Annotated in this window: 22 protein-coding genes and 1 pseudogene; 11 read left to right on the top strand and 12 right to left on the bottom strand. The window is 74.5% G+C overall.

Going from position 1 to position 25,272, the window contains the following annotated elements:
* Window positions 1–17: 17 nt before the first annotated feature.
* From ACH4SL_RS07115 to ACH4SL_RS07080, 8 genes are read right to left on the bottom strand one after another with little or no spacing between them, the layout of a single operon-like run.
* On the bottom strand, window positions 18–971 hold the full coding sequence (locus ACH4SL_RS07115) for a hypothetical protein (RefSeq protein WP_398442400.1): 954 nt from the start codon (window positions 969–971) through the stop codon (window positions 18–20).
* Window positions 968–2,056: a ring-opening amidohydrolase gene (locus tag ACH4SL_RS07110; RefSeq protein WP_398442399.1), complete on the bottom strand. Its 1,089-nt coding sequence runs from the start codon at window positions 2,054–2,056 to the stop codon at window positions 968–970. The genes ACH4SL_RS07115 and ACH4SL_RS07110 overlap by 4 nt, the downstream gene beginning before the upstream one ends.
* The gene (locus tag ACH4SL_RS07105) at window positions 2,053–3,510 is read right to left on the bottom strand and encodes an amidase (RefSeq protein WP_398442398.1); all 1,458 of its coding nucleotides are present in this window, start codon (window positions 3,508–3,510) and stop codon (window positions 2,053–2,055) included. Before ACH4SL_RS07105 ends, ACH4SL_RS07110 begins: the two co-directional genes overlap by 4 nt.
* Window positions 3,507–5,159: an ABC transporter substrate-binding protein gene (locus ACH4SL_RS07100; RefSeq protein ID WP_398442397.1), complete on the bottom strand. Its 1,653-nt coding sequence runs from the start codon at window positions 5,157–5,159 to the stop codon at window positions 3,507–3,509. The genes ACH4SL_RS07105 and ACH4SL_RS07100 overlap by 4 nt, the downstream gene beginning before the upstream one ends.
* Complete coding sequence (locus ACH4SL_RS07095) at window positions 5,156–6,187, bottom strand: oligopeptide/dipeptide ABC transporter ATP-binding protein (protein WP_398442396.1); 1,032 nt, start codon at window positions 6,185–6,187, stop codon at window positions 5,156–5,158. Before ACH4SL_RS07095 ends, ACH4SL_RS07100 begins: the two co-directional genes overlap by 4 nt.
* Window positions 6,184–7,110, bottom strand: coding sequence for an ABC transporter ATP-binding protein (locus tag ACH4SL_RS07090; protein WP_398442395.1), 927 nt, complete (start codon window positions 7,108–7,110; stop codon window positions 6,184–6,186). The genes ACH4SL_RS07095 and ACH4SL_RS07090 overlap by 4 nt, the downstream gene beginning before the upstream one ends.
* A complete protein-coding gene (locus ACH4SL_RS07085) occupies window positions 7,107–7,976 on the bottom strand; it encodes an ABC transporter permease (protein ID WP_398442394.1) in 870 nt (289 codons plus the stop codon). Before ACH4SL_RS07085 ends, ACH4SL_RS07090 begins: the two co-directional genes overlap by 4 nt.
* Window positions 7,973–9,073: an ABC transporter permease gene (locus tag ACH4SL_RS07080; RefSeq protein ID WP_398442393.1), complete on the bottom strand. Its 1,101-nt coding sequence runs from the start codon at window positions 9,071–9,073 to the stop codon at window positions 7,973–7,975. Before ACH4SL_RS07080 ends, ACH4SL_RS07085 begins: the two co-directional genes overlap by 4 nt.
* Before the next feature lie 272 nt (window positions 9,074–9,345).
* Here ACH4SL_RS07080 and ACH4SL_RS07075 point away from each other — a divergent pair, with 272 nt between their 5' ends.
* The 4 genes from ACH4SL_RS07075 (at window position 9,346) to ACH4SL_RS07060 (ending at window position 13,251) form a co-directional block, all read left to right on the top strand.
* A complete protein-coding gene (locus ACH4SL_RS07075) occupies window positions 9,346–10,281 on the top strand; it encodes an IclR family transcriptional regulator (RefSeq protein ID WP_398442392.1) in 936 nt (311 codons plus the stop codon).
* 2 nt (window positions 10,282–10,283) lie between these two features.
* On the top strand, window positions 10,284–10,658 hold the full coding sequence (locus ACH4SL_RS07070) for a hypothetical protein (RefSeq protein WP_398442391.1): 375 nt from the start codon (window positions 10,284–10,286) through the stop codon (window positions 10,656–10,658).
* Complete coding sequence (locus ACH4SL_RS07065) at window positions 10,655–11,941, top strand: Zn-dependent hydrolase (protein ID WP_398442390.1); 1,287 nt, start codon at window positions 10,655–10,657, stop codon at window positions 11,939–11,941. The genes ACH4SL_RS07070 and ACH4SL_RS07065 overlap by 4 nt, the downstream gene beginning before the upstream one ends.
* 62 nt (window positions 11,942–12,003) lie before the next feature.
* Window positions 12,004–13,251, top strand: coding sequence for a dihydroorotase (locus ACH4SL_RS07060; RefSeq protein WP_398442701.1), 1,248 nt, complete (start codon window positions 12,004–12,006; stop codon window positions 13,249–13,251).
* Window positions 13,252–13,322: 71 nt separating this feature from the next.
* Here ACH4SL_RS07060 and ACH4SL_RS07055 read toward each other — a convergent pair whose 3' ends face one another.
* The 4 genes and pseudogenes from ACH4SL_RS07055 to ACH4SL_RS07040 all read right to left on the bottom strand — a co-directional run bounded on the left by ACH4SL_RS07055 (window position 13,323) and on the right by ACH4SL_RS07040 (window position 16,702).
* Entirely contained in the window at window positions 13,323–13,715 is a 393-nt protein-coding gene (locus tag ACH4SL_RS07055) for a hypothetical protein (RefSeq protein ID WP_398442389.1), read from the bottom strand.
* Between the two features lie 424 nt (window positions 13,716–14,139).
* Window positions 14,140–14,354: pseudogene (locus tag ACH4SL_RS07050) on the bottom strand (DDE endonuclease); the annotation flags it as partial.
* Between the two features lie 182 nt (window positions 14,355–14,536).
* Window positions 14,537–15,046 carry an SMI1/KNR4 family protein gene (locus ACH4SL_RS07045; protein WP_398442388.1) on the bottom strand — a complete coding sequence of 170 codons (510 nt, stop codon included), beginning with the start codon at window positions 15,044–15,046 and terminating at the stop codon, window positions 14,537–14,539.
* A gap of 306 nt (window positions 15,047–15,352) precedes the next feature.
* Window positions 15,353–16,702 (bottom strand): DUF3370 family protein, encoded by a 1,350-nt coding sequence (locus ACH4SL_RS07040; protein WP_398442387.1) that lies wholly within the window; start codon window positions 16,700–16,702, stop codon window positions 15,353–15,355.
* Window positions 16,703–16,925: 223 nt separating this feature from the next.
* Between ACH4SL_RS07040 and ACH4SL_RS07035 the strand changes: the two genes are divergently transcribed.
* The 7 genes from ACH4SL_RS07035 (at window position 16,926) to ACH4SL_RS07005 (ending at window position 25,267) form a co-directional block, all read left to right on the top strand.
* Complete coding sequence (locus ACH4SL_RS07035) at window positions 16,926–18,245, top strand: ABC transporter substrate-binding protein (RefSeq protein WP_398442386.1); 1,320 nt, start codon at window positions 16,926–16,928, stop codon at window positions 18,243–18,245.
* A gap of 112 nt (window positions 18,246–18,357) precedes the next feature.
* Window positions 18,358–19,236: a carbohydrate ABC transporter permease gene (locus ACH4SL_RS07030; protein ID WP_398442385.1), complete on the top strand. Its 879-nt coding sequence runs from the start codon at window positions 18,358–18,360 to the stop codon at window positions 19,234–19,236.
* A complete protein-coding gene (locus ACH4SL_RS07025; protein WP_398442384.1) occupies window positions 19,233–20,162 on the top strand; it encodes a carbohydrate ABC transporter permease in 930 nt (309 codons plus the stop codon). The genes ACH4SL_RS07030 and ACH4SL_RS07025 overlap by 4 nt, the downstream gene beginning before the upstream one ends.
* Window positions 20,159–20,929, top strand: coding sequence for a GntR family transcriptional regulator (locus tag ACH4SL_RS07020; protein ID WP_398442383.1), 771 nt, complete (start codon window positions 20,159–20,161; stop codon window positions 20,927–20,929). The genes ACH4SL_RS07025 and ACH4SL_RS07020 overlap by 4 nt, the downstream gene beginning before the upstream one ends.
* Window positions 20,926–21,948 (top strand): ROK family protein, encoded by a 1,023-nt coding sequence (locus tag ACH4SL_RS07015; RefSeq protein ID WP_398442382.1) that lies wholly within the window; start codon window positions 20,926–20,928, stop codon window positions 21,946–21,948. Before ACH4SL_RS07020 ends, ACH4SL_RS07015 begins: the two co-directional genes overlap by 4 nt.
* Window positions 21,945–23,489 carry a DUF4127 family protein gene (locus ACH4SL_RS07010; protein WP_398442381.1) on the top strand — a complete coding sequence of 515 codons (1,545 nt, stop codon included), beginning with the start codon at window positions 21,945–21,947 and terminating at the stop codon, window positions 23,487–23,489. Before ACH4SL_RS07015 ends, ACH4SL_RS07010 begins: the two co-directional genes overlap by 4 nt.
* Window positions 23,486–25,267: an FAD-dependent oxidoreductase gene (locus ACH4SL_RS07005; protein ID WP_398442380.1), complete on the top strand. Its 1,782-nt coding sequence runs from the start codon at window positions 23,486–23,488 to the stop codon at window positions 25,265–25,267. The genes ACH4SL_RS07010 and ACH4SL_RS07005 overlap by 4 nt, the downstream gene beginning before the upstream one ends.
* The last annotated feature ends 5 nt before the right edge of the window (window positions 25,268–25,272 follow it).

Here is a 25,272-nt window from a genome sequence, read left to right as displayed (position 1 = left end):
CCGGCAGCCGGCCCGGGTCAGGCGATGCCGAGGCGGCGCATCGTGAGGCAGGCGAGGGCGACGTCGCAGGCGGCGACGCCCTGGACCACCGCGAGGACGCGGTCGCCCGGGTCGGTGCGGCCGGGGCGGAGACCGGCCGCGACGGCGGGCAGGAGGGCGGTCAGCCGCGCGGAGAGGGTGCCGGGCGACAGGCCCGCGGCGAGCCAGCCGGCCACCGATCCGGTCTCGCTCGCGTAGTCGAGGTCGTCGACGAAGAAGCGGTCGGCGGCGTCCGGCCCGGTCAGCGCCCCGGCGGCGATCTCGGCGCCGCCGCCCAGGCCGATCAGCGTGCCGCCGGGCGGCAGGTGGCGGGCGTGGACCACGGGCTCGCGGGCGGAGGTGATCGCGACGACGACGTCGGAGCCGGGCGCGGCCTCGTCCAGGCCCGCGGCCGCGGTGACGATCAACCCCGGCAGCGACTGCCGGGCGGCGAACTCGACCGCCGACGCCGGCGTCCGCCCGACCACCCGCACCTCCGTCACGCCGAACTCCGCGGCGAAGGCCGCCGGCACCAGCCTGCCGATCCGCCCGGTGCCGACCAGCGTGAGCACCGTGCTGTCCGGCCGGGCCAGCAGCCGGGCTGCGACGGCCGCGGACGCCGCGGTCCGCAGGCGGTAGAGCCAGCTCTCCTCGACCGCGACCAGCGGGCGGCCCGACGCCGTCTCCAGCACCAGGCACCAACTGCCGTGCCCGCCGGTGTGGGTCGGGGTCACCCGCACCCCGGCGACGCCGTAGCGGTCGAGCAGCGCGCCCTTCAGGCCGAAGCCGCGGGCACCGCCGGCGAGCCGGGTGATGGTGGGCGAGGACAGGGCGAGCCGGTCGGCCCCGAAGTCCTCGTACGTCTGCCGGACGACGGCCAGCGCGTCCTCGATGCCGACGACCCGGCGCACTTCCTCGTCGGCGACCAGCGGCAGGGTGGTCGACACGCTCATGCGCCCGCCTCCGCGGCGCCGGGCCGCACGACCGCGACGCACAGGCCGCCGCCGTCGGACGCCTGGTGCACGGAGTTGGCCGAGACGAAGATCCGGCCGCTGCCGAGCACGGAGCCTGCGACCCCGCTCATGACCATCCGGATGTGCTTGTCCGGGTCGAGATGGCTGGTCAGCACCGTGGTCCGGGCGCCGCGCAGGGTGCCGTCGTGCCGGTGCCCCGCCTTCACGAGCAGCGCCGCCACGCGGTCCGGGTCGCGTACGGTGCCCTCCGCCGTCAGTCCGGCGCCCGCGGCGGCCAGGACGCGGCGGATGCCCGGCGCGTCGAGGACGTCGGCCAGCTGTCCCGAGGCGATCCGCAACGTGCCGGTCGCGCCGGGGCGGTTGCCGAGGACGAGCACCTCCACGCGGGCGGCCTCGGAGCTGGAGAAGACCATGGTGCGGCGGGAGTACAGGGTGAGGTCGCGGCCGAAGGCGGCCGGGACGACCCGGGCGGGGTCGACCTCGCCCAGCGCCAGCGCCGCGCCCAGCGCGCCCACTGCCTTGGCCTGTGCCGAGGTCACCCGCACCGGCTCGTCATGGCCGGTCAGCGGCGTCTTGACCAGAGCGAGCGCCACCTGCTGCGGCGTCAGACCCGCGTCGGCCACGGCGTCGGCCACGGCCCGCTCGGCGAGCGCGACGTGCTGGGGTGAGCCGATCTCCGAGCCCCGGACGGTACGGCTGCGGCCGACGCCCATGCTGAGGGCACCGCCGGGAGCGGGCCCGGAAGCGTCCTGGGCGGCCGCGGCGGGCTCCTCCGCCACGTCGGCGATCAGATAGCCGAACGGCGTCATCGCCCCTTCCGCGCCCGTCGAGTGCAGGAAGACCGTGCGTTCCAGCACCTCCGTGCCGAGCCGCGCCAGCACGGCCTCACGGGCCCGCCAGGAGGCCAGCTCGCGGGAGAAGTCGTTGGTGTCGGCGCTGCCCTCGGTCTTGACCAGCAGGGCCAGCCGCCGGACCCGGGCGGGGTCGAGGGCGTCCAGGCACGCGGACAGGGCGGCGGTGTCGCCGGGGCCCGCGGTGTCGAAGGAGTCGATCCTGACGGTCATGCGCGGCCGCCTCTCTCGTGTGGGAAGGGCCCGGCGGGAGCGGGCTCGCGGGGGACGGTAGGGCCGGGCCACCGGTCGGCCCAGGGGTGTGCGGCCTCGTACGCGTAGCCGAGGTCCAGCAGCGCCCGGTCGGTGCCGAAGCGGCCGACGAGCTGGAAGCCCACCGGCAGGCCGGCCGGGGAGGGCGGGCCCGGCAGGGTGATCGCGGGCACCCCCGTGGCGTTGGCGATGCCGGTGAAGACCCGCTGGTAGGGCGGGGCGAGTTCGGCGGCGGGCCACGGCATCGCGCCGGCAGCGGGGGTGAGCAGCAGGTCGGTGCCGGTGAAGAAGTCGGCGAGCTGGGCGAAGAGGGTGCGGAAGGTGTCGAGGGCGGCGAGGTAGTCCACCGCGCCCAGCGTGCGGCCGTGCTCGACCATCGGCGGGTAGATGTCGCCGACCTGGCCGCGCCAGCCGTCCCTGCCCCGCATGAGCCAGGCCAGCCCGGTGGTGCCGATCGTGCGCCAGTGGGCGTCGAAGGCGGCGAAGTCGAAGGGTGCGGGGCCCCTTTCCACGTGGTGCCCCATCGCGGTGAGCCGGTCGGCGGCGCCGGCCAGCGAGGCGGTGATCCCGGGCTCCACCGGGTAGTCGCCGAAGCGCTCCACCAGCCGGATGCGCAGCGGCCCGCCGCCGTACCCGGGCTCGTCCGGCACGCCGAGGGAGCGGCGGTCGCGCGGGTCCGGCCCGGCGACGGCCTCCAGCAGGGCCTCGGTGTCGGCGACGGTGCGCGCGGCGGGCGCGACCACCTCCAGGTCGTGCAGGACGACGGGCAGTCCGTCGTACCGGGCGATCCGGCCGGCGGTCGGTTTGAGGCCGACCAGCCCGCAGTACGCCGCCGGCCAGCGGATGGAGCCGCCGCCGTCGGTGCCGAGCGTCACCGGGCCGACGCCCGCCGCGACGGCGGCGGCACCGCCGCCGGTGGAGGCGCCGGTGGTCAGCCGCGGGTCCCACGGGTTGCGGGTGGTGCCGTGCAGCAGGGTGCTGACGTTGCCGAGGCCGAGGGTGAACTCCGAGACGTTGCTCTTGCCGAGGATCACCCAGCCCCCGGCGCGCAGCCGGGCGACGCACAGTTCGTCGCGCTCCGGGACGTGGTCGGCGTACAGCCGGCTGCCCCACGCGCACGGCATGCCGGCGACGGGGATGTTGTCCTTGACGGTCAGCGGCACCCCGTCGAAGGGGCCGAGCGGGACGCCCCGCAGCCAGCGCTCGGTGCTGGCCGCCGCGTCCCGGCGGGCGGCGGCGAAGGCGCGGTGGGCGAAGAGGCCCAGCCGCGCGGTCCGGTCGGCCTGCCCGGTCACGGCGTCGAGGGCGTCGAGCGGGCTGACCGACCCGTCCGCGTACCCGGCGGCGAGCTGCCGGGCGGACCACTGCCACAGCGGCCGGGACGGGGCGGCGTCCGCGGGGCGGGCGGCGGTCACTTGGCGGGCTCCAGCGTCCAGTAGAGGGTGACCGGCTCGGGGGTGAAGGTCAGCCCGCTGACGCCCGCCGAGGTGACCAGGGTGCGCCCGGTGAGCACCAGTGGCACGAACGCGGCGTCCTGGGCGGCGAGTTGCTGGATCTGCCGGTATGCCTGGGCGCGCTCGGCGCTCGGTGCGGCCATCGCGTACCGGCTCTGGAGACGGTCGATCTCCGGGTCGCTGGTGCGGGCGAAGTTGACCACGCCGCCGGTGACGCTCCAGAGCTTGACCGGGGTCTTGGCGTCCTCGACGTAGGTGGAGAGGGTGAACAGGACCATGCCGTCGCCGGGGCTGCCGGCCTGCTCGGCGGTGGCGCGGCCGATGATCGCGGTGATGAGCGCGGCGGAGGTCTGCGGCTGGAGCGTCACGTCGATACCGAGCGGCGCCAGCGAGCTCTTGATCAGCTGGGCGGCGGTGGCGAAGTCGGTGTTCTCGCTGGGGTAGCGCAGCTTGGTGCTGATCCTCGGGCTGCCGGCCTGCTCCATCAGCTTCCTGGCCGCGGCCGGGTCGCCGTAGTCCTTCCACGCGGGGGCGTAGCCGGCGGCGTTCTTCGCGACGTAGGAGTCGGCGCGTTCGGCCTGCCCGTAGTAGACGTTCTTCACGAGCGCGTCGTACGGCAGCGCCTGGGCGACCGCCCGGCGCACCAGGGGGTCCTTGAAGGGGCCCGCGTCGGAGGCCAGTTGCAGGTAGAGGTAGCTGGAGGTGTCGGCGTGCTCGGCGTGGAAGCCCGCCGAACCGAGCGACTTGGTGTCGCGCGGGCTCAGGCCGTACTGGGCGACGTTGACGCTGCCGCCGCGCAGCAGGGCCGCCACGTTGCCGTCGTTGACGACCCTCAGCTTCACCGAGGAGAACTTCGGCGCGTCCACGGCGGCACCGGGCACGGCCGCCAGGTCGAGTGACTGCCCGCTCTGCCGGGAGGCGACGTAGTAGGGGCCGGTGCCGGCGACGTTGCTCTTGAGCCAGTCGGCGGCGATCGGGTCGGCGGGGGTGGCGTGCGCGCGGGCCGCCTTGGAGTCGACGATGCCGTACCAGCAGGTGCGCAGCGTCGCGATGTTGACCTCGCTCGCCTTGGCGGGCTTGCCGTCGCCGTCCCGGTAGCGGATGGCGACGTGGGTGGCGTCCGGCGCGGTGATCTGGTCGGCCGCGAAGACGCCGCTGTTGTTCAGCTCGACGGCGCCGTTGAGCTTGAGCGCTCGCTGGAGGGACCACACGACGTCGGCGGAGGTGACCGGGTTGCCGGAGGGGTGGAATTTCACGCCGCTGCGCAGGGTGAAGGTGACGGTGTCGCCGGCGACCGACCAGGAGGTGGCCAGCTCCGGGCTCGCGGCCAGGCCGTCGGAGACCGCGTGGCCGCCCTGGGCGGAGGTCTTGTAGCCCACCAGGTTCTGGTAGACGTTCATCGCCAGTTCCTTGTCCTGGTCGGTGTTGACGTTGCCGGGGTCCATGGTGGAGATGTCGCTCGGCCAGGCGGCGACCAGCGAGGCGGGGGCCTTGGTACCGGAGCGGCCGCCGCCGTCCGCGGGGGCGGAGCAGGCGGCCAGCACGGTGCCCGCCGCGAGGGCGGAGGCGGCCACCAGGTGTCGTGAGCGGCGGGGCAGGTGACGGGTCATCGGGGTCTTCCTTCGGTTCGCTGGTGACGCGTGTCCGGGAGGTCGGCGCTGACCTGGCGGTGGGTGACGGGGCAGGCGGCGTGGTGCGTGCCGCCGAAGGGAAGCTGCGCCGGCCGGGTGGCCCTGCACGGCTCCTCCGCCAGCGGGCAGCGGGGGGCCAGCGAGCAGCCGGCCGGCGGGTCGAAGGGACCCGGGTTCTCCCCGCTGAGCCGGAAGGCCCGGGTGTGCCCGCGGTGGACGGCGACCGGGGCCGCGTCCAGCAGGGCTCTGGTGTAGGGGTGGGCGGGGCGCTCCAGGACGTCCTGGGTACTGCCGGACTCCACGACCCGCCCCAGGTACATCACGTGGACGCGGTGCGCGATCCGCCGCACCGCCTGGAGGTCGTGCGAGATGAGCAGGTACGCCAGGCCCGTCTCGCGCTGGAGCCGGGCCAGCAGGTCCAGCACCACACCGCGGGTCGAGGCGTCGAGCGAGGCGGTCGGCTCGTCGAGGATCACCGCCTTGGGCTCCACCGACAGCGCCCGCGCCACCCCGACGCGCTGGCGCTGGCCGCCCGACAGCTCGGCGGGCAGCCGGTCCAGCACCTCGGGCGGCAGCTCGACGGCGGCCAGCAGTTCGCGGACGCGCTGCTCGCGCCGGTCGGCGGGCATCCGCAGGTGCAGCCGCAGCGGCTCCTCCAGCACCGAGCGGATGCGCTGGCGCGGGTCGAGCGACGAGCGCGGGTCCTGGAAGACCATCTGCACCTCGCGGTAGAGGGCCCGCCGGTCGCGGTACGACGCGAGCGGGCGCCCGGCCACGGTGACGGCTCCCGCGGTGGGCTCCACCAGCCGCAGGATCGACCGGGCCAGGGTGGACTTGCCGGAACCGCTCTCCCCGACCACGGCCAGCGTCTCGCCGGGGCGCAGCACCAGGTCGACCCCGTCCACGGCGCGCAGGGTGTGCCGCAGGCCGCGGCTGCGGACGGTGAAGTCGGTGCGCAGGCCCTCGACCTCCAGGACGGGTGCGGCGGGTACTGCCGGTGCGGTCATGACGGGCTCCCGGGTGTGTCGGCCGCGCCGGGGTCCCGGCCGGGCCTGTCGGCGTCCTCGGCGGTGGCGGCGTCCTTCTCGCCGAGCCGGTTCGCGGCCAGCAGGGCGCGCGAGTAGTCCGCCCGCGGGGAGCGGAAGAAGTCCCCCGCCTCGGCCTCCTCCACGACGCGGCCGCGGCGCATCACCACGACCCGGTCGCAGGTCTCGCCGACCACGCCCAGGTCGTGGGTGACCAGGCACGCGGTCAGGCCGTCCTGCCTGGCGAGTTCCACCACCAGCTCCATGACGTCGGCCTGCGTGGTGACGTCCAGCCCGGTGGTCGGCTCGTCCAGCAGCATCAGCCGCGGGCGGCACAGCAGCGCCATCGCGATCATCGCGCGCTGCGCCATGCCGCCGGAGAACTGGTGCGGGTACTGCCCCATCCGCCGCAGCGGGTCGGGGATGCGGACCCGGGCCAGCGTCTCGGCGACCAGGCCGCGGGCGGCCTTCCGGCCGACGCCCTGGTGCAGCCGGGCCACGTCGGTGAGCTGGCGCCCCACGGTGAGCACCGGGTTGAGCGCGGAGCGGGCGTCCTGGAAGACCATGGCGATCTGCGCGCCGCGCAGATCCCGGTAGGCGTCCTCGTCCAGTCCCATCAGTTCCCGGCCGTCGAAGACGACCGATCCGGTCGCCTCCATCCGCGGCGGGCGCAGCCCCATCACCGTCAGCGCGGTCAGCGACTTGCCGCTGCCCGTCTCGCCGACGACGGCGGTGATCGCCCCCCGCGGCACCCGGAAGCCGACGTCGTGGAGCACCTCGGTCCGCTCGCCGTGCGGCCCGCGGAAGGCGGCGGACAGCCCCGACACGGTCAGCAGCGCGGAGTCCGCGGCGCCGGGGGCGCGTTCGGCGGCCACCCCGCCCTCGGTCGTGGTGCCGGTCGTCATCGGTGGTCCTCCTTGTCGACCAGGCCGTCTCCGAGCAGGTAGAAGGCGCCTGCCAGCAGCAGCACGGCGAGGCCCGGGAAGAGGGAGATCCAGTAGGCGTCCGGCGCGTCCTTGCCGCCGGCGATCATCGAGCCCCACTCCGGGCTGCCGGGCTCGATGCCGACACCGACGAAGCCGAGGCTGGACACCACGATCGCCACCCACGCGGCGTTGACGGCCGCGTAGGACACCAGCGGCGCGATGCCGCCGGGCACCAGGTGGCGGACCAGCACGCGCGTGCCGCTGTTGCCGGCCAGTACCGCCGCCTCGGCGAACTCCCGGCTCCTGCTGCTGCGCACCTCGGCGCGCAGCAGCCGCAGATAGCCGGGCAGTCCGACGAAGGCGACCACGACGATGACGTTGAGCAGCCCCGAGCCCAGGGTGGTGACCAGCAGCAGCGCCAGCAGCAGCGCGGGGAAGGACTGGAGGATCTCGGTGACCCGCATGATCACCGCGTCCGTCCAGCCGCCCCGGTAGCCGGCGATCGCCCCGAACAGGCTGCCGACCACGAAGGCGACGGCCACCGCGACCACGGTGAGCCACAGGTCCGTCCAGGTCGCGGCGAGCGTCTTGGAGAAGACGTCGCCGCCCGCCTGGTCGGTGCCGAACCAGTGCGACCCGCCGGGTGCCTGGAAGGGCACCCCGACGGCGGGTGCGTCCGGGTCGTACGGGGTCCAGATCCGGCCGACGACCGCGGCGGCGACCAGCAGCGCCATCAGTGCGAGCCCCACCCGTACGGTCGGCGGGGCGGCCCGCAGCCTGCGGGCGGCGGGGGCGCCCGGCGCAGGGTGCGCCCGTGCCGGGGGTGCGGAAACCGGTGCGGTCATGAGCGGATCCTCGGGTCGGCCAGCGAGTAGGCGAGATCGACCAGTGCGTACAGGACGACGTAGACGACCGCCGCGTAGAGCACGAAGCCCTGGAGCGCGGGGAAGTCGGACTGCTGGACGGCGGTGAGCGCGTACTGCCCGATACCGGGCCAGCCGAAGACGCCCTCGACGAGCACCGCGCCGGTGAAGGCGAAGGCGACGCCGCCGGCGGTCATCGTGATGACCGGGAGCAGCGCGTTGCGCAGCGCGTAGCTGCGGTGGATGCGGGCGCGGCCGAAGCCGTACGCGTGCGCCGTCCTGATGTACTCGCTGCGCAGCGCCTCGGCCATGGCGGATCGGGCGATGCGGGTGATGGGCGCGAAGATGCCGCACACCAGCACCGTGCAGGGCAGGACGAGTTGCCGGACGGCCTGCCAGGCGGTGTGCCAGTGGCCGCCCAGGGCGGAGTCGAGGACGTAGCTGCCGGTCAGATGGGGCGGCGGCGGGACGTCGGCGGGCAGTCGCCCGATCGGACCGGGCAGCCAGCCGAGGTTGACGAAGAACACCGAGAGCAGCACCAGTCCGAGCCAGAACTGCGGCACGGCCAGCGCGACCAGCGTGACGGCGCGGATCGCGTGGTCCACCGCTCCTCCGCGGCGGACGGCCGCGAGGACACCGAGCGCGGTGCCCAGCAGCACACCCACCACCAGGGCGGGCACGGCCAGTTCGAGCGTCGCCGACAGCCGGCCGGTCAGGTCGGACGCGACCGGGCGCCCGGTGCCGAAGGACGTACCCAGATCGCCGTGCAGCAGGTCGTCCAGATAGATCAGGTACTGCCGGAAGACGCCCCGGTCCAGGCCCAGCGAGTGCCGCAGCTGCTCGCGGGCCTGCTCGGTCGCGCCGGGCGGTACCAGCAGCCCCGTCGGGTCGGGGGCCACGACCCGCGCCACGACGAAGGTGAAGGTGACCACGCCCCACACCACCAGCAGCGCGCCGCCGGCCTTGCGGGCCACCAGCAGCAGCGCGCCGCGGGGCAGCCGCCCGCGGGCCGGGCCGCGGGGCCGGTCGGCGGTGCTCGGCGGCCGGTTCACCGCGATGTCCACATCGGAAACAGTCATCACACTCCTTCCCGTATTTCCGCGAGACGGAAACGCATATTCCATGCTGCGGATTCGCAAATACTGGAAGCCTGCACTCCGGCTGTCAAGAGATCCGTGGCCAAGACCTGCGACGTCCGGGAAAATGCTGGCGATGCCTGATGAGCGGTCATTGACAGGCGCCCCAGGGAACTTCGATACTCCCGGTACCAGAGCCGCACCAGTGATTCCGTGAGACGGAAATGACGCACGGCGGTAACTGCCGCGAAACAAGACCGGGATGGGGACAGTCCATGGACAAGGGCACAGCCGGCAGCGACAGGAGCGAGCGGAGGGGCGCCGAACGGCCCATGCAGGTCGTGGTGCGGGCGCTGTCGGTGCTGACCCACCTGTCCGCGTACCGCCAGGGGCTGACGCTCCAGCAGCTGCACCAGCACCTGGAGATCCCGGTCGGCAGCATGCACCGGGTCATGAGCACGCTGGAGCAGACCGGCTTCGTCAGCAGGTCGGCCACCACCAAGCGGTACGTGCTCGGCCCCGCAGCGGTGAGCCTCGGGCACGCCGACGACTACGAGCCGTTCGTGATCGAGCCGCCCGCCCCGCTGGTCGAGGCCGAACGGCGGTGCGGCGAGAGCGTCGTGCTCACCCAGCTCATCGACGGCCGGGTCGTCGCCGTCTCCATCGCCGGGACCGAGCGCCCGCTGCGGCTGTTCGTACGGCTCGGCCAGGAGGTGCCGCTGCACGCCGCGGCGTCGGCCCGCGCCATCCTCGCCTACCAGGACCCGGCCTTCGTCGAGACGCTGCTGTCGTCCTACCCGCGCGCGTCCTTCACCTCGGGGACGGTCCGGGAGATCAACCGGCTGATCGACCATCTGGCCGTGGTGCGCGTCCGCGGGTTCGACGTGTGCGACAACGAACTGGACGAGGGCGTCTGGGCGGTGTCCGCGCCGGTCCGCGGGCGCGGCGGGCGGGTCTCCACCGCCGTCACCGTGTGCGCGGCGTGGTCGCGGGTCGCGGACCCCGCCGACCGGGCGGTCGCGGCGCGCATCGTCCTCGACGCCGCGCAGGCCCTCTCCCGGGAGCAGGGCTACGACCGCCCCTTCGACCCGGACCCGACCGTGGCGGAGCTGGCGCAGCTGCTGGCCGCCGACACCCCGGCCGTCCAGGGCCCGGGCGGCCTGCCCGGCCAGACGTCCGCCGCCGCCTTCCGTATGCAACGACAGGAGTAGCCATGCCCTCCATACCCCCCGCGGTGGTCCTCGGCGCCGGGCTCCCCGGCGACGACCCCGCCTCCGTCGAGTACGCGGGCGCCGCCCTCGCGGAAGAGGCCGCCCGCCACCGGCCGGAGGCCGTCGTGAGCTGGAACGACACCACCGACGTCCTGCTCGCGCACGTCGTCGCCCGCACCCTCGGCATACGCCGCCGGGTCGTGGTGGCCGACCTCGGACGGCTCATCGTCGAGGACGTGCTGCCCGGCGAGCGGACCGCCGTGGTCACCGCGGGCGGCGGGCCCGGCACGGGCCTGGAGCCGCTGCTGCGCGCGGTGGCCGGGCACGGCGGCCGGGTCGTCTGCGTCTGCTCGGTGACCGGGGAGGGAGCGGAATGACGGGCACCCGTACGACGGCCGGTCCCGCCGCCGCACCCGCCGCCGTCAGCGGGGAGCGGATCGACGCGCACCTCGCGCGCTTCGCCGGCCTCACCGAGCCGGGTTCCGGCCCCGGCTGCACCCGGCTCGCCTACAGCCCGCTGGAGCGCGACGCGCACGCGGTGTTCGCCGCGCACATGGGCGCCCTGGGCCTGACCGTGGCCACCGACCCGGCGGGCAACACCGTGGCCGAGCTGCCCGGCGAGCCCGGCGTACCCGCTGTCGGCACCGGCTCGCACCTGGACACCGTGCCGCGCGGCGGCGGCTACGACGGCATCGTCGGGGTCGTGGCCGCCATGGAGGTCGCCGAGGTGGCCGTCCGGCTGCGGCTGCCGCACCGCCGGCCCTGGCGCTTCGTGGCGTTCGCCGCCGAGGAGGGCGCCCGCTTCGGGCAGGCCTGCAACGGCAGCCGGATGGCGGCGGGCCTGACCGGCGCCGCGGACCTGCCGGGGCTGACCGACCGCGAGGGGCGCACCATGGCCGACGCGATGGCGGCGGTCGGGCTGCGGCCCGACCTCGTGGACGGCGCCCGCTGGCGGCCGGAGGACTGGTTCGCCTTCGTCGAACTGCACATCGAGCAGGGCGAGGTGCTCGCCTCCGAGGGCCTGGACGTCGGCGTGGTCGACGTCATCTCCGGCAGCACCCGGCTGCTGGTCGAGGTCACCGGACGCGCCACCCACTCCGGCGGCACTCCCATGCACCTGCGGCACGACGCGCTGGTGACCGCTGCGCACTGCGTCGAGCTGGGCGACCGCTTCGCGCGCCGGCCGGGCAACGAGGGTCTGCGCGTCACGGTGGGACGGCTCGGCGTGGAGCCCAACTCCATCACCACCGTGCCGGGCGCCGTCGAGTTCAGCGTCGACATCCGCGACGTCGACCCCGTACGCCAGCGCGCCGCCGCGAAGGCCCTGGCCCACGACTTCGCGGCCGCGGCCGGCGAGCACGGCACCGCCCTGACGACCCGCGTCCTCGCCGACACTCCCCCGGTCGTGCTGCCCGAGTGGGTCGCCGGGCACGCGGAGGCGGCCTGCGCCGCGGTCGGCGCGGCCTACCGCGTCCTGCCGAGCGGCGCCAGCCACGACACGCAGCAGGTCAACCATGTCGTTCCGGCGGGCATGATCTTCGTCCCCAGCGACGGCGGGCTCAGCCATGTGCCGGAGGAGTCCACCCCCACACCGCAGATCGCGACCGGCGTCCGGGCGCTGCTGGAGACGCTGCGCGGCCTCGACCGGGCCGAGCGGTGAGCGCCGCACCGGTGTCCGGGCGGTGGCGGCTCACCGCGGTCGCCGTCGCCGGGCGCGAGGGGCTGTGGGACCTGGAGGTCGCCGGCGGGCTGATCGGCTCCCTGCGGCCGTCGGACGTCCCGCCGGGGCGGGACGCGCACGCCGTCGTCCTGCCGGGGCTCGTCGACCTGCACACCCATCTGCGCGAACCGGGCGGCGAGGAGGCCGAGACCCTCGCCTCCGGGGCCCGCGCGGCCGCCGCGGGGGGCTTCACCGACGTCTTCGCGATGGCCAACACCTCGCCGGTGACCGACACCGCGGAGCGGGTACGCGCGCTGCGGGCGCGAGCGGATGGGCTGCCGGTGCGGGTGCACCCGGTCGGCGCCGCCACCACCGGGCTGGCCGGGACCGCGCTGGTGGACGTGCCCGCGCTGGCCGCCGCGGGGGTCACCGTCTTCTCCGACGACGGGCGGTGCGTCGACGACGCCGGGCTCGTGCGGGACCTGCTGACCGCGATGGCCCGGCACGGCACCGTCTTCGCACAGCACGCCCAGAGCGCCTCGATCGTGCGCGACGGCGTGGTCAACGACGCGGTCGCCGGCCGCCTCGGGGTCCCCGGCTGGCCCGCCGCCGGGGAGGAGGCCGTGATCGGCCGCGACCTCGCGCTCGCCGCCGCGACCGGCGGCCGCCTGCACCTGTGCCATGTGTCGACGGCCGGGGCCGTCGCGCTGCTCCGCTCCGCGAAGCGCGACGGGCTGCCCGTCACCGCCGAAGTGACCCCGCACCACCTCGTCCTCACCGACGGCCACGCGGCGGCGGAGGGCCCCGCGCTGAAGGTCAACCCGCCGCTGCGCACCGCGCGGGACGTGGCGGCCGTGCGCGCCGCGCTGCTCGACGGCACGATCGACGTGGTCGCCACCGACCACGCCCCGCACCCGGCGCGCGCCAAGTCCGGCTCCTGGCGCTCCGCCGCCTTCGGCCTCACCTCGCTGGAGACGGCGCTCCCGGTCGTGGCCGAGGTCTTCACCGACCCGGGCACCGGCGCCGTGGACTGGTCCGCGGTCTCCCGCGTGACGTCCTTCGCGCCCGCTGCAGCGGGCGGGATCGCCGCCACGGCGGGCCGCCCCGTCACCGCCGGCGGACCCGCCACCTTCTGCGTCGTCCAGCCACTGCCCTGGCGGGCCGCCCCCGCCGCCTGGCACAGCCGCTCGGCCAATTCCCCCTTCCACGGCCGCCGTTTCGCCCACCGCGTGACCGCCACCGTCCTCGCCGGCCACCCGACCCACCTGCTCCCCACACCGGGCGCGGTACGCCCGGAACCGGTCCGCTGACCCATCTCACGGACGGCGGGGACTGGCTACGGGCCCGCGGCCACCGCACCAGCCCCCGCCTCCTGGTCAGCTCAGGCCGTGCCGGTTGCCCAAACGATCCTGTCGGTCCTGGCCGAGTCGTCCCAGATGTAGAGCCAGATCGTGTTGCCCTCGGGGATGTTCAGGTTCTCGACGGCGTAGTCGAGGACGGCGGAGGTGCCGGGCGCCGTGTAGAGGTGATCTTGCAGTTTGCCCGAGGAGTCGTACCACTCGGCTTCCGTGTAGATGGAGTCTCCGTCGTTCTTGGTGTCGTACACCCAGAGCTTGTCGTCGTAAGGGTGGAACTCGGTCTTCCCCACGTACGAGCCGCTGCTGTCCCGCAGCTCTATCTTGACGGCCTCGCCGCCGTCCTCCTGTGCGAAGCGCGTCCCGTCGAACGGGTCGCTGAGGCTGCAGGGGCAGTAAGTCGTGTTACGGAAGGACACGGTGGGCGACGGGTTGGGGCTGTACGCCTGAGCCGGCAAAGCTGTCGCGGCCAGAAGTGCCCCCGTGGTGAGGGCTACCCCTGCGGCAGCTCCAGCCATCCGATGTCGAACTCGCATGAAAATCTCCCCCTTGTCGGATGAACGGACCTCACGATGTTCCGAACGGGCCGGGTGCGCTGTCCCCGCGGGTACCACCACGGCGTACGGCACGGCCGCGGGAGAGCCCCGCGCTGCTGGGCCAGCCGGCCTACCGGAGCTTCATCAGATCCCCCCTGCTCAACCGGACCCCCGGCTGAACGCAACCATCATCGCACCGGCCGGCCCGAGCGGGAGGTCCGGAAAGGACGAACGGCGCAATACCGCCAAGGGCCTTGCACGCACTCCGCAAGTTCGAGACCTTCTACAACCAGCACCGACCCCACCGCACTGACCAGATGCGCTCGACCGGCCAGTCCCGTTCGGCGATGTAGCGGCGCATCCCGCCGGTGAGGTGCGTGTTCAGACTGTCCCGGACGAGAACGATGGGGCCTCCGAGCTGCTGGTGCGCGGTCTGGATCAGGTCGCGGAGTCCTTCCAGGAGAAGCTCTTGCGGCCGTCGGGCCGCACGTCCGGGGACGGCCGGTAGAGAAGACCAGCCATGCCCCGAGCGCCGCCCTCTCCTTCACCCGCCCGGCCACCGCCGCGTCGTCACGGACGTGGGTTCGACTTCGACGGCGGGACGCCGCCGGCCCGATTCACCGTGCTGCCCAAGAGATGGCTGGTCGAGCGGACGTTCGCGGGGCCTATGCACTCACGCCGCCTCGCCAAGCGGTCATGCTGATTCAGGACCGCGGTTCGTAGAACGGGCGGTCGGGCGCCAAGTTGCGTGAACACACCGTCACGTCCTCACCCCTGAGGTACGCCAGCAGCCACTCGCCGAACGTCATCTCGTGGAGAGTCCAGGCCGGACTGTCGAACTCATGGACCACGACGCGCCATGGCGACGAGGGGTCCTCCGGAACTCGGAGGAAGACCGCCTCGCCCGTCGTGGCCGACGCCACCGGCATCAGCTCTCCGGGCCCCGCCCCAGCCGGCGCGGGCAGGAACTTCGCCATGTCCTCCTCCTGCCACATCTCGAGATCACCTCTGACCTCTTTTCCCAGATGCCCGGCGGGGTGGTCCAGATAGAGCTGCCTGTTGATCCGGACCGAGCCGTAGGCGTTCACGATCTCGCGGAAGTCCGCAGGGAACTCGATACCGAACTCCCTCTCCATCTCGTCCCACGGCGCCGGATCCGACCAGTTGAACCGGGGCTCGCCCAACAGGGCTTCGACCTCCGAAAGCGTCGCCACCACAAAGCACCTTCCCCTGGGTCCCGGGCGTCCCGGCCGGGTCCCCCGCCCCGGTAGCCTACGAACCGCCTCAGCCTCGGACCAGCCCGACCGTCTCCCGGGCGATCACGAACCGCTCCCGCACGGCTTCCGCCTCGCGCAGCCCGGCCTGAGGAGCAGCAGGGGTGTCAGCGGTCCGGTGTGCCACCCTGCGGAACGGCCGGCCCAGCACCAACTGCAGCCACGTCGGGAGTTGTATGCGTCAAACGGTAAAGCCGCAGGCCATCCCCGTACCATGACGCTCCCGCCCGGACGGGGCCGCCGGTGTCAGATGCTCTCCAGGAGCAGCTGCGACCCCGCCGTGATGAGGCCCGGGACCTCGAAGTCCAGTTCCACCAGTGTCCGGCCGCCCGGCGGGAGCAGGAAGGTGCCCAGTGGGCAGCGGGGGGCCGTGGGGCGGACGTAGACGGTGGTGAGCTGGGGCGTGCCGCTGTCGACGGTCAGGGTCGCGGCGCCGTTCCAGGTGTCGCCGGGCACGTCGGTGGCGGCGGTGACGTTGGAGCCGAAGGTCAGGGCCACGGTGCGCGCGTTCTGCGAGGGGTTGGCCAGCTGGAGCCGGACGGCGTACCGCATGCCGTAGTTGCCCCAGCTGCGCTGCGAGGAGTCGGCGAGGGCGGCGACCGCCGGGACGGTCTGGTCGAGGGCGGCGACCTGGCGCTGGGTGGTGTTCACCGCCAGGCCGAGGTGGCTGCCGGGCGCGGGGACGTCGATGCCGACCAGGCCGGTGTCCCAGGTCGAGGCGGCGTAGACACCGGCCTCGCGGCCGTAGGTGGTGTCGGTCTGCGGGGCGGTGTTGCCGGGGGCCGCCATCTCGTCGTGCTGGGTCGAGTTGATCGCGGCGGCGGTGTCCCCGTCGTCGGTGGCCGCGGTGTAGACGTGGACGCCACCACCGGTCGCGGTGACCTCCAGCAGCCCGTCGACGATGGACGAGGTGAGCGGGACCAGCGCGACCTGCGCCATGGCGCCGGGGGCGAGGACGGTGGCGGGCAGGTAGGTCCGCACGGCGCCGGTGGCCCAGTCCTGGGAGGTCGCGTAGCAGGGGCCGGTCCCGGCACGCTGGAGCGGGTCCTGGACCAGCGGCTTGTCGCCGTTGGTCCACACCGAGCCGCGCGCGGACACGGTCACCGGTGACGGCCCGGGGTTGGAGACGAGTACGTGCACGTACGCCGTCCGGCCGGTCCCGTTCTGGTGGTAGAGGTACACCGGGAAGGTGCCGGACAGCGGGTGCGCGGCGCCTCCGCGGTTGGCGGTGGTGCGTCCGCACTGCGCCAGCCAGCCGGTGCCGGTGAAGGTCTCCGGGTTGTTGGAGACGAACATCTGCGGGCCGCCCGCGCCGCCGGGCAGCTGCGTGAGCTGGTCGCGGGGAACGGTGGGCCCGGGTGCGGAGGGCGTCCCGGAGGTCCAGGCACCGGTGCCCATCGTGGTGGTGACCTGCCGGCCGTCGGCCCGGCAGTGTCCCGCCCGGCCTCCCCGGCGCCCCGACGAGTGGTCCGTACCACTGCGCGCCGCACTGGTCCCGGCGGCCACCACCGGAAGTGCCGCTCCGGCCACCAGTACGCCCGCCGCGCGACCCAGCAGGGACCTGCGCGAGGGGGTGGTGTTGTTCAGGGGTTCCATGATGCTCCTGGTGAATGAGTAGTCCGGGCAAGAAGCGCACCCGTCAGTCCAGTTGGATACCAGACCGGCCGCATCACCAACAGTGGTAGGGAGCAATCTGACCTTCTTTGCCGCTCACCCCTTGACGACCTGGGAGTGCCGGTGAAAACGTGCAGCAAGTGGTCGCTACCAGTTGGAGCGACATGACCGTGGACCTTGTGGTCTCCACTGTCCGAGGAGAGACATGCCCAGCAGCAGACGCCTGCACCTTGCCGCCATCGGGACCGTCGTGGCGCTGACCGCCACGGCCTGCGGCCTGGGGTCGGGCTCTTCGTCGCAGGACTCCGGTCCGGCCGCGGGCAGCGGCAAGGTCTCCGGCACGATCACGCTGGAGACGCTGCAGCTGAAGCCGACCTTCACCGACTACATGAACAAGGTGATCGCCGCCTACGAGAAGTCCCACCCGGGCACCAAGGTCAAGTGGGTGGACATCCCGTTCCAGGGCGCGCAGGAGAAGCTCACGACCGACGCGACGGCCGGCTCGCTGCCCGACGTGGTCAACCTCAACCCGCAGTTCGCCCAGGCGCTGGAGGCCAAGGGCCTGTTCGTCGACATGGACACCGCCGCGGCGGGCGTCAAGTCCGACTACGTGCCCGGCGCGTGGAGCGCCTTCACCGTGCCCGGCAAGTCCGGCGCGTACGCGATCCCGTGGTATCTGACCTCCGAGGTCACCATGTACAACAAGCAGCTCTTCAGCAAGGCGGGGCTGGACCCGAACTCCCCGCCGTCGACGTTCGACGAGCTGCTCGCCGACGGCCGCAAGCTCGCCGCGGCCGGGCACGGCTCGACCTACGGGCTGCACCCCGCGCTGGAGAACCGCTTCATCACCGACCTGGCCAAGCAGGGCGTGCCGCTGCTCGACGACTCCGGCACCAAGTGGACGTTCAACACCCCCGCGGCCGTGGCGTACCTGCAGAAGCTCGTCGACGCCTACAAGGGCGGCGTCTACCCCAAGGACTCGCTGACCCAGGACCACAGCAAGGAGACCGAGGCCTACCAGGCAGGCCGCATCGGCCTGTTCCCCTCGGGCCCGAACTTCCTGACCGTGGTCAAGCAGAACGCGCCGGCCGTCGCCGCCCAGACCGGCGTCGGCCCGCAGATCACCGGCCCCGACGGCACCACCAACATGTCCGTCATGGGCCTGCTGGTCCCCAAGAGCGGCAAGAACCGGACGACGGCGCTGAATTTCGCCGAGTACCTGGGCAACGCCGAGAACCAGCTGGCGTTCAGCAAGATCGTCACGATCCTGCCCAGCACCCTGTCGTCCCTGAAGGACCCGTACTTCACCTCGGACGGCGACGGTTCGGTGGAGTCCAAGGCCCGCACGATCTCGGCCGCCCAGATCGCCAAGGCCCAGAACCTCGTCCCCGTGCAGTACGACGCCCGCGTCACCGCCGCCGTCATCGGCAAGGTCCAGCTCGCGCTCCAGGGCAAGCTGTCCGCCAAGGACGCGCTGGACCAGGCCGTGGCCGCCGCCGACGCCATCACCTCGGCCGCCCGCTGACACCCACCGCCCGCGCGCGTCCGGCTCCCGGCCGCGCGCGGGCGCTCCTCCGGCGACGCCGTACGCACACGGCTCGACCGACAAGCCCGACAAGCCCGACAAGGAGGCCCGCGTGACCGGCCGCCGCTGGTACGTACCCTGGCTGTTCCTCGCCCCGGCGCTGGCCATCGCTGTGGCCTTCTTCCTGGTCCCCTTCGCCAACACCGTCGTGCTGTCGTTCACCGACGCCAGCACGCTGGGCGGCGGCCACTTCACCGGGCTCGCCAACTACCACCGGCTCTGGCACGACCCCCAGTTCTGGCAGTCGGTGCGCAACACCGCGCTGTACATCGTGGTGGTGGTGCCGTGCATGGTGGTGCTGCCGCTGCTGCTCGCGGTACTGGTCCAGCGGCGGGTCGCCGGCATCGGCTTCTTCCGCGCCGTCTTCTACTCGCCGGTGGTGGCGTCCATGGTGGTCGCCGGACTCATCTGGTCGTGGCTGCTGTCCAGCGACGGCCTGGTCAACGCGGCGCTGCGGGGCCTGCACCTGGTGTCGGAGCCGGTGCCCTTCCTCACCGACTCGCACTGGCTGCTGTTCAGCTCCATGGCGATGACCGTCTGGAAAGGCCTCGGCTACTACATGGTCATCTACCTGGCCGCCCTCGCCAACGTCCCGGCCTCGCTCCTGGAGGCCGCGCAGGTCGACGGGGCCGGAGCGGTACGGCGCTTCCGCAGCGTCACGCTCCCGCTCGTCCGGCCCACCATGGTGCTGGTGGCGACGCTGTCGGCCATCGCGTGCGCGAAGGTCTTCGCCGAGGTCTTCACCCTGAGCGACGGCAGCGCGGGCCCCGGCGGCCAGGCGCGCACCCTCGTCTACACCATCCGTGAGACGGGCCTCGGCCTCGGCGGCGAGGCCGGATACGCCTCGGCCATGAGCCTGGTGCTCTTCCTGGGCACCCTCGGCCTGTCGGTCGCCGTCACCCGCCTCAACACCCGGGAGGACCGGGCATGACCTCGCTCGACACCCCGGCGACCCGCCGGTCCCCGGCCGGCCCGCGACGCGGCCCCGGCAGTGCCCCCGAGCGGCCGGCCGCGGCCGACGCGGCACGGCGCAGGCGCCGCGCCGCCGGGCTCGCGGCACGCTACCTGCTGCTGTGCTGCGTGCTCGCCCTGACCGTGGGGCCCTTCCTGTGGCAGCTGTCCACGTCGTTGAAGGGCGCGGGCGAGAGCGTCTTCGGCTACCCGCCGCAGCTCCTGCCGCACCACCCCACCCTGCACCACTACACCGAGGTCCTGCACACCGTCCCGGTGCTCCGCTACGCGGGCAACTCGCTTCTGGTGGCGCTCGGTTCGGTGGTCACCAACTGCCTCTTCGGCTCGATGGCCGGATACGCGCTGGCGCGGATGCGGTTCCGCGGGCGCGGCATCGCCGTCGGCGTCTTCCTCGCCACCATGATCATCCCCTTCGAGAGCATCATGGTCTCGGAATTCCTGGTGGCAAGGAACCTCCACCTGACGAACAGCCTCGTCGGGGTGATGCTGCCGCTGGCCGCCTCCGGCCTGTCGGTGCTCCTGATGCGCAACGCCTTCAGCCGTCTTCCCCGGGAGGTCGAGGAGGCCGCGCTGCTGGACGGCGCGGGGGAGGTGCAGCGGTTCTTCCGCGTGGCGCTTCCCTCGGTCGGGGGCAGCCTGGCCGCGGTGGCGATCTTCAGCTTCGTCTTCGCCTGGGACGACTTCCTGTGGCCGCTGGTGGTCCTGTCCGACCCGGCCAAGTACACGCTCACGGTGGGCATCCAGTATCTGTCCGGCACCTTCACCGACGACCAGCGGGTGGTCGCCGCAGGCACGATGATGGCCGTCGTGCCGCTGCTGGTGCTGTTCTTCGCCTTGCAGCGGTTCTTCTTCCGGGGCGTGGGTGAAGGAGCGGTCAAGGAATGACAGGGAACACCGAGCGGGAGCTTGCCGGCGCGTCCGCGGGGACGCAGGTGCCCGCCGTCCGCGAGCCGAAGCACGAGGTGCTGCGCCGACGGCTGCTCGACCTGGTCGAGGCGGCGGAGGCGCACCAGATGCTGCCGAGCGAGCGCGAGCTGATGCAGCGTTACGACGTCAGCCGCGTCACCGTGCGCCGCGCCGTCGAGCGCCTGACCCAGGAAGGCCGGATCTACCGCGTCCAGGGCGCGGGCACCTTCGTCGCGGAGGCCGAGACGATCAGCAAGTCGCTGCGGCTGACGTCCTTCTCCGAGGACATCCGGGCCCGGCGCATGGTGCCCGCGGGCACGCTGCTCGTCATGGAGCGGGTGCCGGCCGACGTCGCCAACGCGCGGGACCTGTTCGTCGAGCCGGGGGCGCCGCTGGTGCACCTGGAGCGGCTGCGGACCGCCGACGGCGTGCCGATGTGCCTGGAGAACGTGTGGCTGCCCGAGCACCTGGTGCCCGGCCTGCTGGACGAGGGCGCGCCCGACTCGCTGTACGACGTGCTCGACCGGCAGGGCGCGGCGCCCGAGGCGGCCGACCAGACCGTACGGGCCACCGTCGTCGACGCGGCGCAGGCCCGGCTGCTGAAGGTGCCGCCGCAATTCCCCGCCCTGCACGTCGAACGGCTCACGCGCGACGCGCGCGGACGCGCGGTCGAACGCGCCGTCAGCCTGTACCGGGCCGACCGGTACGACTTCCACTTCACGATCACCCGGGAACGGCATCCATGACACCTCCCCACCCGTCCTCCCCCGGCGGCAGCCCCGGGAGCGCGGCCGTGCTGGCCGTGGACATCGGCGGCACCAAGACGAGGGCGGCCGTCGTCACCGCCGGGCACCGCGTCCTCACCTCGGTGACGGAGCCGACTCCTGCCGGCGACGGCGGTCCCGCCGTCCTCGCCACGGCGCTGCGCCTGGCCCGCCGGGCGCTGGCGGACGCGTCCGGCGCGGGCACCGCGACGTGGGCGGCGGCCGTCGGCGTCGGCACCGCCGGCGTGGTGGACCCCGGCGGCCGGACGGTCACCGCGGCCACCGCGGCGCTGCCCGGCTGGGCGGGCACACCCGTCGCCGACGCCTTCGAAGAGGAGTTCGGCGTTCCGGCCACCGTGCTGGGCGATGTGCAGGCGTTCCTGGCCGGGGAGCTGGCGGCGGGGGCGGCCCGCGGCTGCGGCGGCGCCATTGCCGTCATGGCCGGGACCGGTATCGGCGGGGCCGTCGCGACGGGCGGGGCGGTGGTGCGCGGGGCGCACGGCGCCGCCGGGCACCTGGGGCACGTCGGCGTCGGGGCCGCGGCCGGGCTGCTCTGCCCGTGCGGTGCCCGGGGCCACGTCGAGGCGATCGCGTCGGGACCCGCCATGACCGTACGGGCCCGCGCGCTGCTGCCGGACGCGGGCCTGGAGGGCCTGCCGGACGTCGCCGCCCTCGCCCGCGCCGGGGTGCCGGAGGCGCGGCGGGTCCTGACGGACGGCGGGACCGCGCTGGGCACCGCCGTGGCCGGCGTCGTGTCGGTCCTCGACCCCGACGTGGTGGTGCTGGGCGGCGGCGTGCTGGACTCCGGGCCCTGGTTCCCGCAGGCGGTCGCCGCGGGCGTCCGCGCGCACGCCCTGCCGTCGCTGGCCGGTGTGCGGGTGTCGGCGTCCGAACTGGGCGGCGCCGCGGTGCTGGTCGGGGCCGCCGCCGAGGCCCGCCGGCTGACCGCGGGCGCCGGGTCCGCCCGGCCCCTCGACCGGTCCGCGGGAGGACGCCCATGACCGCCGGCCGCGCCGGTACGGGCGCGCAGCGGCCGCGTATCGCGCTGCTGCCCCTGGACGAGCGCCCCGCGTGCACGTCGCTGCCCCGCATGGTCGCCGCCGTCGCGGGCGCCGACCTCCTGCTGCCGCCCGCCGGCCTGCTGCCGTCCGTACGGGAGCCCGGCGACCCGGCCGCGCTCGGCCCGTGGCTCGCCCGGCAGCGGGCCGACGCGGCGGTGGTGTCGCTGGAGATGCTCGGCTACGGGGGCCTGATCGCCTCGCGGACCTCACCGGCCGACGCCGGAACGGTCGCCGCGCGCTGGCAGCCGCTGCGCGACCTGGCCCGCCGGGGCACCCCCGTGCACGCCGTCACCCTCGTCACCCGCACTCCCGACTCCGCCGACGCGATGGAGGAGCCGGACTACTGGGACCCGTACGGCCCGGCGCTGCACCGCCTCTCGGCGGATCTCCACCGCGGCCTCACCGGGGACGGCGAGCCGCCGGCCCGTACCGGCATCCCCGAGGAGGTGCGCGCGGACTTCCTCACCCGCCGGCTGCGCAACCACGCGCTGAACCTCGCCGCCCTGGAACTGGCCGCCGACGGCACCGCCCGCTCCCTGGTGGTCGGGGCCGACGACACCGCCCCGCACGCGCTGGCGACGTGGGAGCTGGAGCACCTGAGGCGCTGGACCTCGGCCGCGGGCCTGGCGGACCGGGTCTCGGTACGGCCGGGGGCGGACGAGGCGTGCACGGTCCTGGTCGCCCGCACCGTACGCGACCTGCTCGGCACCGGACCGGTACGGGTGGCCGTCGACGCGGCCGACCCCACCGGGCTGGCCCGGGTGGCGGCCTACGAGAACGTGCCCGTCGCGGCCACCGCCGCCGGCCAGCTCAGGGCCGCCGGCGCGGTCCCGCTGCCGCCGGGCGCACCGGCGGACGGCCGGGACGCCGTCCTGCTGGTCCACACCCCGGCGCCCGGCGGCGACTGGGCCGTGGACCCGCCGCGCGCCACGGACGAGCGGGCCGCCCGGGCCGTCGCCGACCGCGCCGTGCGGCTGCTGGAGAGCGGAGCGCGGGTCGCCGTCGCGGACTGCGCCCAGCCCAACGGCGCCGACCCGGCCCTGGTCGCCGCGCTGGGCGAGGCGGGCGTGCTGGAGCACCTGACGGCCTACGCGGGATGGAACACCGCCGGGAACACCCTCGGCACGGTGGCCGCGCACCTGGTGGCAGCGGTCAGCGCCGAGCGCGCCGGGCGGCTGGACGCGCGGGCCCACCAGCGGCTGCTGCTCCACCGGCTGGTGGAGGACTGGGGCTGGATGTCCGAGGTGCGCGGGCGCACCCGCGCCGCGCTGGGCAGCGACCCCACCCGCCACGACCACGTCCCCGCCGACCATCCGGCGCTGCGCGCCGCGGCCGCCGAACTGGCCGCGCTGCGCGACCGGTTGCCCGCCTTCGGCGGGCTGACCGTCGATCAGGCCTCGGTCCGCCTGCCCTGGCACCGCACCTTCGAAGTCGACTTCTCCCTCGTCCCCGGCAACCTGCCGCAGGAGCCCCAGCGATGACCTCTCCCTCCCCCCGGCGTGCCGCCGCCGACGTCGCCGTGATCGGCGGCGGCCTCGGCGGGGTCGCCGCCGCCCTGGCGGCCTGCGCCGCCGGCCGCACCGTCGTCCTCACCACCGACCAGGACGTGCTCGGCGGGCAGATCACGACCCAGCTCGTCCCCGCGCTCGACGAGCATCCGCATGTCGAGCAGGGCGGGATCTCGGCCTCCTACCGCGGGCTCCGCGACGCGCTGCGCGCGCGGTACGGCGGCGTCGCCAACCCGGGCGGCGGATGGGTCAGCCGGCTGTGCTTCGAGCCCGCCGCCGCGCAGGCGGTCCTCGCGGACCTGCTGGCACCGCACGTCCGGGCGGGCCGGCTCACCGTCCTGACGGGCCTTCGCCCGGCCGCGGTGGCGCGCGACGCGGACCGCGTCGGCGAGGTCCGGCTGGAGCCGGTGGCGCGTTCCGGCGAGCCTTCCCCGCACGGCGCCGTCCTGGTGAGCGCCCAGGTGTTCTGCGACGCGACCGAGACCGGCGAGCTGCTGCCGCTGGCCGGCGCGGCCTGGGTGGTCGGCTCCGAGGGGCGCGACGCGCACGGGGAGAGCCTGGCCCTGCCCGGCGGGCCGCAGCCGCACGCCGTGCAGTCGTGCACGGTGGGCTTCACCGTGGAGCACCGGCCCGGCGAGGACCACACCGTGCCGCGGCCCGACGGGTACGAGCGCTGGCGCGACAGCCAGCCCTTCACCCTGGAGATCGCCGGCTGGGACGACCGCAGGCACCGCTACCGGATGTTCACCGAGGGGCCGGACGGCCATCCCCCGTTCTGGACCTACCGCCGGCTGCGTGACGGTGCCGCGCTCGGCGGCCGGGACGTCGCCCTGATCAACTGGTCCGGCAACGACTACGCCGACGCGTCCCTGATCCACGAACCGCGCCGGGCGGCGGAGCAGGCCCGCGCCCTGTCGCTGGCGTTCCTGCACTGGCTGCAGACCGAGTGCCCGCGCGACGACGGCAGCGGCTTCGGCTACCCGGGGCTGCGCCTGTCCCCCGAGGCGGCGGGCACCCCCGACGGACTGGCGGCCGAACCGTACGTCCGCGAGTCGCGCCGGCTGGCCTCCGCCCGGCCGGTGCGCCAGCAGGACCTGCTGCCCGAGCCGGGACAGGCGCGCGCGGCGCACATGCCCGACGCCTGCGGGCCGGCCTTCTACCACATGGACCTGCACGCCCGGGTCGGGCACCCCGGCTCCGCCTACGCGCCCACCGCGCCCTTCCAGATCCCGCTGTCGGCCCTGGTGGCCGAGCAGCCGGTGAACCTGGTGGCGGCGGCGAAGAACCTGGCCGCCACCCAGGTCGCCGCCGCGGCCTACCGCGTCCACCACGGCGAGTGGGCCGTCGGCGAGGCCGCCGGCACGCTCGCCGCGTTCGCCGTCCGCCGCGGCCTGACCCCGCTGAGGGCAGCCACCGACCCGGCCGCGCGCATCGGCGTCCAGCAGGACCTGGTACGCGCCGGGGTACCGCTGGCCTGGCTGCTGGACGTACCGCCCGGGCACCCCGCCTTCGCGCACGCCCATCTGCTCGCCGCGGCCGGCGGTCTGGCGGGCGGGCGGCTGGAGACCCTCGACGCCCAGCTGGACCGGCCCGTGGACGAGGCCGACGCCGCGGCCCTCGCCGGAGCCGCCCGGCGGCTCGTACCCGGCCTGGAACCGGCCCCGGTGGCCGTGGGTTCCGCGTGGCCGGACGCCGTGACCGCGCTGGGTACGGCGGTCCACCGCGCACTCGACGTCAGCACCGCACGCTGAGAAAG

Origin of the sequence: Streptomyces sp. NPDC021020 (genome assembly GCF_044333285.1) — a bacterium.
In the GTDB taxonomy this organism is placed as follows: domain Bacteria; phylum Actinomycetota; class Actinomycetes; order Streptomycetales; family Streptomycetaceae; genus Actinacidiphila.
Note: the sequence above shows the minus strand (reverse complement) of the source record. Positions and strands in the feature narration are given on the sequence as shown.